General features: G+C 71.7%; 13 protein-coding genes. 3 read left to right on the top strand and 10 right to left on the bottom strand.

Features of this window, described 5'->3' with window-relative positions; all coding sequences use genetic code 11:
- Positions 1-83: 83 nt before the first annotated feature.
- The 9 genes from ACRX5S_RS25785 to clpS all read right to left on the bottom strand — a co-directional run bounded on the left by ACRX5S_RS25785 (position 84) and on the right by clpS (position 5,895).
- A complete protein-coding gene (locus ACRX5S_RS25785; RefSeq protein ID WP_436775470.1) occupies positions 84-470 on the bottom strand; it encodes a hypothetical protein in 387 nt (128 codons plus the stop codon).
- 224 nt (positions 471-694) lie between these two features.
- The gene (gene rph / locus ACRX5S_RS25780; protein ID WP_436775469.1) at positions 695-1,429 is read right to left on the bottom strand and encodes a ribonuclease PH; all 735 of its coding nucleotides are present in this window, start codon (positions 1,427-1,429) and stop codon (positions 695-697) included.
- 39 nt (positions 1,430-1,468) lie between these two features.
- On the bottom strand, positions 1,469-2,215 hold the full coding sequence (locus ACRX5S_RS25775) for an MBL fold metallo-hydrolase (RefSeq protein WP_436775468.1): 747 nt from the start codon (positions 2,213-2,215) through the stop codon (positions 1,469-1,471).
- Positions 2,216-2,645: 430 nt separating this feature from the next.
- Positions 2,646-3,596 carry a PLP-dependent cysteine synthase family protein gene (locus ACRX5S_RS25770; RefSeq protein ID WP_436775467.1) on the bottom strand — a complete coding sequence of 317 codons (951 nt, stop codon included), beginning with the start codon at positions 3,594-3,596 and terminating at the stop codon, positions 2,646-2,648.
- Position 3,597: 1 nt separating this feature from the next.
- On the bottom strand, positions 3,598-3,876 hold the full coding sequence (locus ACRX5S_RS25765; protein WP_436775466.1) for a MoaD family protein: 279 nt from the start codon (positions 3,874-3,876) through the stop codon (positions 3,598-3,600).
- A gap of 124 nt (positions 3,877-4,000) precedes the next feature.
- Entirely contained in the window at positions 4,001-4,111 is a 111-nt protein-coding gene (locus ACRX5S_RS25760; RefSeq protein WP_436775612.1) for a putative leader peptide, read from the bottom strand.
- A gap of 314 nt (positions 4,112-4,425) precedes the next feature.
- Entirely contained in the window at positions 4,426-4,851 is a 426-nt protein-coding gene (locus ACRX5S_RS25755; protein ID WP_436775465.1) for a Mov34/MPN/PAD-1 family protein, read from the bottom strand.
- A gap of 26 nt (positions 4,852-4,877) precedes the next feature.
- On the bottom strand, positions 4,878-5,474 hold the full coding sequence (locus ACRX5S_RS25750; RefSeq protein ID WP_436775464.1) for a DUF2017 domain-containing protein: 597 nt from the start codon (positions 5,472-5,474) through the stop codon (positions 4,878-4,880).
- A gap of 130 nt (positions 5,475-5,604) precedes the next feature.
- Positions 5,605-5,895, bottom strand: coding sequence for an ATP-dependent Clp protease adapter ClpS (gene clpS / locus ACRX5S_RS25745; RefSeq protein ID WP_436775463.1), 291 nt, complete (start codon positions 5,893-5,895; stop codon positions 5,605-5,607).
- Between the two features lie 247 nt (positions 5,896-6,142).
- On the opposite strand from clpS, the gene ACRX5S_RS25740 reads away from it, so the two are divergent.
- Together ACRX5S_RS25740 and ACRX5S_RS25735 are read left to right on the top strand one after the other, a co-directional pair.
- On the top strand, positions 6,143-7,396 hold the full coding sequence (locus ACRX5S_RS25740; protein ID WP_436775611.1) for a nicotinate phosphoribosyltransferase: 1,254 nt from the start codon (positions 6,143-6,145) through the stop codon (positions 7,394-7,396).
- Between the two features lie 28 nt (positions 7,397-7,424).
- Positions 7,425-8,054 carry an isochorismatase family protein gene (locus tag ACRX5S_RS25735; protein WP_436775462.1) on the top strand — a complete coding sequence of 210 codons (630 nt, stop codon included), beginning with the start codon at positions 7,425-7,427 and terminating at the stop codon, positions 8,052-8,054.
- 339 nt (positions 8,055-8,393) lie between these two features.
- On the opposite strand, the gene ACRX5S_RS25730 is transcribed toward ACRX5S_RS25735, so the two are convergent.
- Positions 8,394-10,442 (bottom strand): immune inhibitor A domain-containing protein, encoded by a 2,049-nt coding sequence (locus ACRX5S_RS25730; protein ID WP_436775461.1) that lies wholly within the window; start codon positions 10,440-10,442, stop codon positions 8,394-8,396.
- Positions 10,443-10,565: 123 nt separating this feature from the next.
- Between ACRX5S_RS25730 and ACRX5S_RS25725 the strand changes: the two genes are divergently transcribed.
- A complete protein-coding gene (locus ACRX5S_RS25725) occupies positions 10,566-10,811 on the top strand; it encodes a hypothetical protein (protein ID WP_436775460.1) in 246 nt (81 codons plus the stop codon).
- Positions 10,812-10,900 lie beyond the last annotated feature (89 nt).

Raw genomic sequence — 10,900 nt, 5'->3', positions numbered from 1 at the left:
CCCCCCGTACCGGCCTTGGGTACCGGCCTGGCTGCCGGAATCTGCGGCCGCGCCCGCCGGCAGCCGGAGGACGCGCGCGGGGGTCAGCTCGTGCAGGCGTCGCCGATGGTCTTGGCGCTGGTCTTCAGAACCGAGACGGCGTCGATCGACGGGGTCTCCTTGTTGGCGATCTGCTGGCTCAACTGCGTGACCTGGGCGGACATCTCCGCGATGGCGTCCTTGACGTCCTGCGAATCCACGTCGCCGGCCGCGTTGTTGAGGGTCTTGGTGATGTTCTCCAGCGAGTCGGCCGCGGCCTCGGGGTCGTTGATGACGCTCTGGAGGTTCGACACGTCGTTGGCGAGCTGCGTGCCGAGCTGGATGCAGTCGATCGCCTTCTGCGCCTCGGAGCACGCAGTCGCCGTGAACAGGGCGGCGGCGAGGGCGACGGCGGCGACGCTCGTACGCACGGCGCGGTGGGCACGGAACATGATGCTCCTCAGATGCGAAAAGATATGCGGGAAGATATGCCTGACTGGTGATCAGAAGGTAGCGGAGTCCGGCGTTCTGCGTCCGCGCCGGTGGCCGTTTCACACCCTCCCGGTTGCAGCCTCGTGACACTGGCAACCCGGGCGTTATCCACCGGCTCGGTCGATCCTCCGATATCAGGACAAAGGCGCTTCACGGACCGCGGGGCGACCTCCTCGGCGAGGCGTCAGCCCGCGGTCTCCTCCAGCGCGATCTGCTGGAGCAGGGCGAGTTCGGCGCAGCCCGCGGCCCCGAGGTCCAGCAGGCGGTTGAGCAACTCGCGGTCGAACGGCTCTCCTTCGGCGGTCCCCTGCACCTCGACGAAGCGCCCGTCGCCGGTGCAGACGATGTTCATGTCGGTCTCGGCGCGCACGTCCTCCTCGTACGGCAGGTCCAGCATCGGGACGCCGTCGATGATGCCGACGCTGACCGCCGCCACCGTCCCGGTCAGGGGCTCGGCCTTGGCCTTCACGAGCTTGTTGCGCTGCGCCCACGAGACCGCGTCGGCGAGGGCGACGTATGCGCCGGTGATGGCGGCGGTCCGTGTGCCCCCGTCCGCCTGGAGGACGTCGCAGTCGAGCTGGATCGTGGTCTCGCCGAGCGCCTTGTAGTCGATGACCGCGCGCAGCGAGCGTCCGATCAGCCGGGAGATCTCGTGGGTGCGGCCGCCGATGCGGCCCTTGACCGACTCGCGGTCGCCGCGGGTGTGCGTGGCGCGCGGCAGCATCGAGTATTCGGCGGTGACCCAGCCGAGGCCGCTGCCCTTGCGCCAGCGCGGCACGCCCTCGGTGACGGACGCGGCGACCAGCACGCGGGTGCGGCCGAACTCGACGAGGACGGAGCTCTCGGCGTGGTCGAGCCATCCGCGGTGGAAGGCGATCGGGCGAAGCTGCTCGGGGGTACGGCCGTCTGCTCGTGACATGCCCTCAGCCTAGGGCCGCGGCGGTCCGGTGCCGTGTTGTCAGACCTCGTAGACCGCGCCCGGGCGGGCCAGGTCGGCGGTGCCGGAGTACGCCTTGCGCGCGTCCGCGAGGTTGCGCTCGCCGTCCGTCCACTGCGGGATGTGGGTGAGCACCAGCCGCCGGGCGCCCGCGCGTTCGGCGTGCTCGCCGGCCTCGCGGCCGTTGAGGTGCACGTCCGGGTAGGTGTCGCGGCCGTCGACGAACGAGGCTTCGCACAGCAGCAGTTCGGTGTCCCGGGCGAGATCGACGAGGGTGTCGCTGTCGCCGGTGTCGCCGGAGTAGACGAGGTTCGTGCCGCCCGCCTCGATGCGGTAGGCGAAGGACTCGACGGGGTGGTTGACGTGCGCGGCGGTGAACCGGAACGGCCCGATCTCGAAGACCCCGGGGTTGACGTCGTGGAACGAGAACGCCTCGGTCAGGCTGGGCTCTCCGGCTATGTCGTAGGCACGGGAGAGCCGCGCCGCGGTGCCCTGCGGCCCCCACACCGGCAGCAGCGGGAGGCGGCCTTCGGGGTGGTAGTTGCGGTACACGAAGTAGCCGCACAGGTCGAGGCAGTGGTCCGCGTGCAGGTGGGACAGGACGACGGCGTCGACCGCCCCGAGGTCGGTGTGGTGCTGGAGGCTGCCGAGCGCGCCGTTGCCGAGATCGAGCAGCACGCGTACTCCGTCGGCCTCGACGAGGTAGCACGAGCACGGCGAGTCGGGAGCCGGATAGCTGCCCGCGCATCCGACGACGGTGAGTTTCATGCGGTCGCCCCCAGGGCGTCTACGTGGGTGAGTTCCGGACCCCGGAGACGTCGGCCGATCTCCCGGGACTGCGCGGGGCCGCCGGCGGTCGGGCGACTCGCCCCGGCGGCGGGCAGGCGGCAGCGCCCACGGGCGTCGCGCGGCTTCGCGCCGGGAACGCCGGGGTGTGCGTCGCTCAGATCTGCCACATACAGGAGGGTACGGTCAGGGCGGCCGGTTCTCCGGAGGGCTCACCCCCGCTGTGTCGGGAATCACCCCGGGCCGTACGCGCGGTCGTACGGCCCCTTCGGGGTGCCCGATGCCGGTGCCCTCGGCGGGCCCGGCGGTACTCGGGCCGAGACTTCAGGTCCGGAGTTCACGCTCAGTGCTCGCACCAGGTGCTCGAACCTGTTCGGACCTGGTGCTCAGGCCCAGTGTTCGGACCCGGTGCTCAGGCCCAGAGCTGGCCGTGCAGGCGCTCGATGGCCTCTTCGGTGGACGCGGCGGTGTAGATGCCGGTCGACAGGTACTTCCACCCGCCGTCGGCGATGACGAACGCGATGTCGGCGCGCTCCCCCGCCTTGACCGCCTTGCGGGCCACGCCCAGTGCGGCGTGCAGCGCGGCGCCGGTGGAGACGCCCGCGAAGATGCCCTCGTGTTCGAGGAGTTCGCGGGTGCGGCGGACGGCGTCGTGGGAACCCACCGAGTAGCGGGTGGTGAGCACGTCGGCGTCGTACAGCTCGGGGATGAAGCCCTCGTCGAGGTTGCGCAGGCCGTAGACGACGTCGTCGTAGCGCGGCTCGGCTGCGACGATCTGCACGCCGGGGACCTTCTCGCGCAGGTAGCGGCCGACGCCCATGAGGGTGCCGGTGGTGCCGAGGCCGGCCACGAAGTGCGTGATGGTCGGCAGGTCCTCCAGCAGCTCGGGGCCGGTGGTGGTGTAGTGCGCGTCCGGGTTCGCGGGGTTGCCGTACTGGTAGAGCATGACCCAGTCGGGGTGCTCGGCGGCCAGTTCCTTGGCGACGCGCACGGCGGTGTTGGAGCCGCCCGCGGCGGGCGAGGAGATGATCTCGGCGCCCCACATGCGCAGCAGTTCGCGGCGTTCTTCGGAGGTGTTCTCCGGCATCACGCAGACGATCTTGTAGCCCTTGAGGCGGGCGGCCATCGCCAGCGAGATGCCGGTGTTGCCGCTGGTGGGCTCCAGGATGGTGCAGCCGGGGGTGAGGACGCCGTCGCGTTCGGCGGCCTCGATCATGTGCAGGGCCGGGCGGTCCTTGACCGAGCCGGTGGGGTTGCGGTCCTCCAGCTTGGCCCAGATGCGGACCTCGGACGACGGCGACAGACGCGGCAGGCCGACCAGCGGAGTGCGGCCCACCGCGTCGATCAGCGAGTCGTAGCGCATGTCAGGCGCCGCCGGCCACGGCCGGGAGGATGGTGACGGTGTCGCCGTCGTCCAGCGTCGAGGCGATGCCGTCGATGAAGCGGATGTCCTCGTCGTTGAGGTAGACGTTGACGAAGCGCCGGAGCGTGCCGTCCTCCTCGACCAGGCGGTGGCGGATGCCGGCGTGCCGGGACTCCAGGTCGTTGATCAGCTCGTCGATGGACTTGCCGGATCCCTCGACGGCCTTCGCGCCGCCGGTGTAGTCGCGGAGGATGGTCGGGATGCGGACCTCGATGGCCATGGGGCGCTCCAAGAATGCGGGTACGTGAGTGCAGGCAAGGGGTCGCTCCGGCACGGCCGGATACGCGACGGGCTGTGGGCTGCCGGTGCGGGCCGTTCGCGGGTTCCGCGGGGCGGCGGCCTGGTCAGCCCTGAGGCAGGGCGCGACAGAGTGCGCTGGACAGTCGGCCTAGGTCGACGTGCAGGCGCGCGACCAAGAGCGTGCCGGGGGCGGTGCCCGGGCTCGTGGTCGTCATGTCCATGCCTGCGTAACGCATATCGTCATGCTAGCCATTCCGCTGCGGCCGATCCGAGGGTGGCTCGTATGTTGGAACGCGGTATTTCGCATTGCGAGATGGCGCGGGGGGACGAATGGTGACCAATGCAGCTTTGGTGACGAATCGGGTGTGCGGATTTCCACGGCTGCTGCGTATCGAACCGCGTGCGCTGTGTGTCGGCCTCGTAGGCCGCGATCTCGGTAGGCCGCGACCCCGGAAGGTCGGGACCTCGGAAGGTCGGGACTTCGGAAGGTCGGGACCTCGGTTCGCGGCGGCGTCAGCAAGCGGCGACCTCAGTAGGCGTCGACGAAGCGGACTTCCTCCTCGGTGATCTCGCCGTCCACGATCCGGAAGGAGCGGAACTCGTACGGACCCTCGTGTCCGCCGGTCTCGCGGGTCGAGACGAGGACGTAGTGGGCGAAGGGCTCGGAGGCGTACGAGACGTCCGTCCGCGACGGGTAGGCCTCGGTCGCGGTGTGCGAGTGGTAGATCACCACCGGAACCTCGTCGCGGTCGTCCATCTCGCGGTAGAGGGCCAGCAGGTCGCCCGAGTCGAACTCGTAGAACGTGGGCGAGCGCGCCGCGTTCAGCATCGGGATGAAGCGCTCGGGGCGGTCGCTGCCCTCGGGGCCCGCGACGACGCCGCAGGCCTCGTCGGGGTGGTCGGCGCGGGCGTGCGCGACGATCTGGTCGCGCAGTTCGGTGGTGATCGTCAGCATGCGTCGAGGGTACGCACGCTGCGGCGTCACGGCGTCAGCGACTCCACCAGGGACTCCTGGAGCATGCCGAGCCAGTGGTACACCGCGAGCATCGCGAGGCGCGGGTCGTCCGGCTCCAGGCTCTCGGCGAAGGCGTCCAGGTCCTCGGTGACCCCGAGGTTGGTGCCGAGGGCGAGCCGCAGGTCGTTGAGCGCGCCGAGCCAGGCCTGCGAGTGCCGCTCGTCGAGGACGATGTGCCCCTCGGCGCCGGACGCGGCGATGTCGGCGCGCACGGTGCGGGCGTTGTCGCACTTGCGCAGCCGCAGGTCGTTCTCGGTGTAGCGGCGGAACTCCGAGGCGGCGTCCGGGTCGTCGCGGTACGCGTCGGGCAGCAGCCGGGCCAGCACCGGGTCGTCGGGGGCGGTTTTGGGGGCGGCCTTGGGTTCGCCGTCCAGTCCGCCCCAGTCGAGGCCGTCCAGCCCCAGTTCGCGCGCGAGCGGGTCGCCCTCGGGCTCGCCGGGGGCGGGCTTGGGCTCGACCAGCTCGACCACCTGGCGGCACAGGTCGGCCAGCAGTTGGCCGTGCAGCTCGTCGAGGACGATCTCAGGTCGGCCCGTGCGCCCGCGTACGAATTGGCCGTTCACTGCTCAGGTTCTCCCGGTGCTCACGTGATCGTGCGTGGTGGCGTGGTGGCATGGCTTGGCGTGTTGCGCGTGACGCGGCTTGTCCTGCGCGACCGTGGCGCGGCTGCCGCCGCTCGGCGGCCGGCGCGGGTCATTTGTCGTGCTGGACGGTCGCCCAAAGGCCGTACCCGTGCATGGCGTTGACGTCGCGCTCCATCTCCTCGCGGGTGCCCGAGGAGACGACGGCCCGGCCCTTGTTGTGCACGTCGAGCATGAGTTTCTCGGCCTTCCGCTTCGAGTAGCCGAAGTAACTGCGGAAGACGTACGTCACGTACGACATGAGGTTGATCGGGTCGTTCCACACAATGCAGACCCATGGGGTGTCGGGCAGAACCTCCTCGTCCGACTCCGGCTTCTCGACCTCGACGGGCGCGACACTCATGGGCTCCATGCTCCCATCAGCGCTGGGCCGAGGCGAACGTGCCCCGCGGGAGGCGGCGGGGACGCCGTGGCGAACCGCCGGGACGAAACGCCGACCACTAATCGTCACTCTGACGAGTAGTGGTGCTATGCTCGCTCGTATGAACGCGATGGGGACTGCTGCCACCACAACGGGGACGACCGCGGGTGCCGCCCGGGCTGCCGGCGCGGCCGGCACCGCCCTGCTCACCGACCACTACGAGCTGACCATGGTCGAGGCCGCGCTGCGCAGCGGGGCCGCGCACCGGCGGTCGGTGTTCGAGGTGTTCGCCCGGCGCCTGCCGGACGGCCGCCGCTACGGCGTGATGGCCGGGACGGGCCGCCTGCTCGACGCGATCGAGGCGTTCCGGTTCGACGACGAGACGCTGGCGTTCCTGGCGGAGAACCACGTGGTGGGGCGCGCGACGCTGGACTGGCTGGCCGACTACCGGTTCCGCGGCAATCTGTACGGCTACCCGGAGGGCGAGTGCTGGTTCCCGGGCTCGCCGATCATGGTCGTCGAGGGGACGTTCGCGGAGGCCGTGCTGCTGGAGACGCTGATCCTGTCGGTGCTGAACCACGACTGCGCGGTGGCGGCCGCGGCGTCCCGGATGACCTCGGCGTCCGCGGGGCGGCCGTGCATCGAGATGGGGTCGCGGCGGACGCACGAGCAGGCTGCGGTGGCGGCGGCGCGGGCCGCGTACGTCGCGGGCTTCGCCAGCACGTCCAACCTGCGGGCGGGGCAGGCGTACGGGATCCCGACGGTGGGCACCAGCGCGCACTCCTTCACGCTGCTGCACGACGGGGAGCGGGACGCGTTCGCGGCGCAGATCGCGGCGCTGGGGAAGGACACCACGCTGCTGGTGGACACGTACGACGTGGCGGAGGCGGTGCGTACCGCGGTGGAGCTGGCCGGGTCCGAACTGGGGGCGGTGCGGCTGGACTCCGGCGACCTGCTGCTGCTCGCGCACCGGGTGCGGCGGCAGCTCGACGACCTCGGCGCGGCGAAGACGCGCATTGTGGTGACGAGCGACCTCGACGAGTACGCGATCGCGGCGCTGCGGGCGGCGCCGGTGGACGCCTACGGCGTGGGCACGCAATTGGTGACCGGGAGCGGACACCCCACGGCATCGCTGGTCTACAAGCTGGTGGCGCGGGCGGAGTCCGACGCGGCGGACGCGGCGATGGTGCCGGTGGCGAAGAAGTCTCCCGGCAAGCCGAGTCACGGGGGGCGGAAGACGGCGCTGCGGGCTTATGACGCGGACGGGGTCGCGGAGGCGGAGGTGCTGCGCACCGGGGAGGCCCGGCCGGTGGGACCGGAGCTGCGCGAGCTGCTGGTGCCGCTCGTCCTGGACGGCGAGACGGTGGGCCGCGAGCCCCTGGCGAAGGCCCGTGAGCGTCACGAACGGGCACGGGCGGAACTGCCTTTGTCCGCTACGCAGTTGTCCCGGGGTGAGCCGGTGCTGCCCACCGTGTACGAGTGAAACCCGTCGATCGAGAGGAACCCGCACCATGACCCGCGCACTGATCGTCGTCGATGTGCAGAACGACTTTTGCGAAGGCGGCAGCCTCGCGGTGGACGGCGGCGCCGGGGTCGCGTCGGCGATCCGCGGCCATGTCGCGCACAACGCCGCGGAGCAGCCGCCGGACCCGGCGTCTGCGCCTGCGGACGCGACCGGTTACACGCACGTCGTCGCGACCCGCGACCACCACGTCGACCCGGGCGCGCACTTTTCGGAAGCGCCGGACTATGTGGCCAGTTGGCCGGTGCACTGCGTCGCGGGCACGCAGGGCGCGGCGTTCCACCCGGCGTTCGCGCCCGCCGTCGAGAACGGCGAGATCGACGAGGTGTTCTCGAAGGGCGCGCACGCGGCGGCGTACAGCGGCTTCGAGGGCGCGGCCGACGACGGCTCCGCGCTCGCCGACTGGCTGCGCGCGCACGGCGTCACGGACGTCGACGTCGTCGGCATCGCGACCGACCACTGCGTCCGCGCAACAGCGCTCGACGCCGCCCGCGAAGGCTTCACCACGCGAGTGCTCCTGTCCCTGACCGCCGGCGTCGCCGCCCCCACCACCTCCCGTGCCCTCACCGAAATGACCGACGCGGGAGTTGAGCTGACCGGCACCCCAGTCGTCGCCTGACCCGTCCTCCCCCGCACTCCAACCCCTCCCGCCCGGTCCGCCCTCCCCCGCACTCCATCCCCCCGGCCTGACCCGTCCTCCCCCGCACTTCATCCCCTCCGGCCTGATCCGTCCTCCCCCGCACTCCATCCCCTCCCGCCTGACCCTTCCTACCTCGGGAACGTTCGCCGCCGAGGCAAAGTGCCGGCCACCTCCCACGACCACCCGAACCGATGAAGTCCCCACCATGTTCGACGTCGCGTTCGAGAAACGCTCAGCGGAGCCGGGCCGCAAAACAGCTCGGCTTCACCATGGTCGACGTCGCATTCGAGAGACGCTCACCGGAGCCGAGACCGCAAATCAGCTCGGCTTCACCGTAATTCGCACTGCCTCGCCGACCCGGGCCCTGCCCTCCACCTCCATGCGCACCCCCACCGCCGGGACCTTGACGCCCGTCAAAGGCGCCCGGGAGGACCAGTATGCGGTCGTGCGGTCGTCGAAGGCGGGAGTGCCCGGCCGGGCTCCGAGGGTGGTCCGGCGGCCCGGGGAGCCGATCAGGATCGGGTCGGTGCGCTCCTCCGGTGCGCTGAAGGGTGCGTCGAAGGTCGCCAGGCGCCCGCGGGCCGGAGCGCCGCCGTCGACCATGAGCGGGTCGGGGTGCGCGTCGATCGGCAGGATCAGACCCTCTCCGGGGTGGTCGGCGACGTCGTTGTCGGCGAACGACGGGTCCCAGAGCCACACCATGACGCCGGATGCGTACGGGAAGTGGCCGGAGTTCTCCACCCCGGCCGCCTGGCCGTCGTACGGGCCGGTGCGCAGGACCGCGTCGGTGCCCGCGTACTGCCGGTTCTCCACCACGTACCAGCGCGGTTTGGCGCTGCCCCTGCGCGGTGGCAGCGGGATCAGGACCGCCTGTGGATCCCCGGTGGACTGGAGCGGCGCCAGTATGGTCGTCGTGGCGGTCTTGGGATCGGCGATCATCCAGTCGAGCCAACCCAGTTGCAGGCGGTCCCACGCGGACAACGAGCCGGGCGAGTTGCCGACGCCGCCCGTTCCGCCGTCGCCGAGGTAACCGCCGAGGCCCATCAGGGACCAGAACGCGACCGGCGACCCGCTGAGGGCGTCCCGCCGGTCGTAGAGGTCCGGCAGGCCGAGGTCGTGGCCGAACTCGTGGGCGATGACGCCGAGTCCGCCGTTCTCCGCCTGGAGGGTGTAGTCCCCCGCCCACACCCCGGTGCCGCCGACCCGGGTGCCGCCCGCGAGGTTTCCCGGCGGGCCGGTGCGTCCGGCCTGGTCGCTGTACGCGTACCACCGGTGCGACCACAGCGCGTCGGCCCCCTGCGCGCCGCCGCCCGCGGCCTCGTCCTCGCCCGCCTTCACGATCTCCAGGTGGTCGATGTAGCCGTCCGGTTCGTCGAACACGCCGTCGCGGTCGTGGTCGTCGCGGTCCCAGACGTCGAACGGGCCGAGGGCATCCGAGATCTGACGGGCGTTCAGGCCGTTGGCCGAGAGGTTGGCGTACCACTCGTTCATGGCATCGCGAACGAGGTCCCACGCGTTGGTGCAGACCTGCGCGCCGCAGTCGTTGCTGCCGTAGCGGGCCTCGTTCCACGGCACGCGCACCCAGTCGGTGACGTTGCCGTCGATCTCCATGCGGCCCGACGACTGCGCACGGTAGTGCGTGGCGAGGGACGGCCCGTGCGAGCCGTCGCCGAAGAAGATCTCGTGGAAGTACGCGCGGTCGAACGTCGGATGCCAGATGGTCGAGGTGTCCACGCTGCGGTCCGGTTCCGGGATGGTGGCGTGCCGCGGTCCCGGAATGCCGCCGTACGACTGCTCGTCGCCCGGGTCGGCGGGCGTCCCGGCGGCCCCGCCGCCCTCCTCGGCGGCCCGCCCCACGCGGTCGCCGAACTCGACGAGGATGACGAACACCCGGGCGTGCGCCGGGGGTCGGAGCTGGACCTTGGGGCCCTGCGGAAGCTGGACGAAGTCCGGTGCGCTGTGCGGGCCCCTGCCGAGGCCTTGCGAGGCGGTCACGACGGACGAGACGGCCGCCTCGCGCTGGGAGCGGCGGGTTTCGGTGAACGGGCCGGGGAGGTCGTCCCCGACGGCGGAGGCGGCAGCCCTCGCGGCCGCCGGTTCGGCAGGTGCGGGAGCGGGCACCGGCTCAGCGGCGGCAACGGAAGGCGGTACGCCTCCCGGCCCCTCCACGCCGCCGGGCCCCTCCGCGCTGCCCACCGCCGCGGCACCGCCCGGCCCCCCTCCGCCGTCCTGTCCGGTCCCCTGTCCGACCCCCTGCCCGCTCCCCGCAAGCAGGCAGCAGGCCAGCCCCGCGACGGCCAGCGCGGCGGCCGGACGCACCCCGCGGTGCGTCCTCCCGTTCCCCGAGAGGTTCCTCAAGTCGCCCATGGCAGCTCCGTGTTCGCGGTGTTCGCCGACAGCCTCCAGTAGGAACGCCTACGGGGGACGGAGTACCGTGGCCCGAGGACCCGGGCCATGGGGACCCGGCCAAGGCGGGGAGGTGGGCCGGCCGTGAACCGACTCGACATCACCCATCTGTCGTTTGGAGCGCTGGTCGCAGTCACCGCGACCGCGTTGTTCCTCGTGCTCTCCGGAACCCGGTCTCCGGGCGGCGCCGCGGTCGCGGCACTGCTCGGGGTCGTGCTCGGGACGGCGACTGTGCTGCAACTGACCCGGACTCCGGTCCGGTCGAAGGCAGTTCGCCGCCGGAGCCCCGGGGCGGGATCGGGCCGTACGCCGTCGGACCGCCGGCGTTAGGGCTCTGTCGCGTCCCCCGGGGGCCGAAGCCGCCCGAGGGAGCCACAAGGGAGAGGTGCGGTGCCGGGCCACGTTGGGTGTGGCCCGGC

This window comes from Yinghuangia sp. YIM S09857 (assembly GCF_051388915.1).
In the GTDB taxonomy this organism is placed as follows: domain Bacteria; phylum Actinomycetota; class Actinomycetes; order Streptomycetales; family Streptomycetaceae; genus Yinghuangia.
Note: the sequence above shows the minus strand (reverse complement) of the source record. Positions and strands in the feature narration are given on the sequence as shown.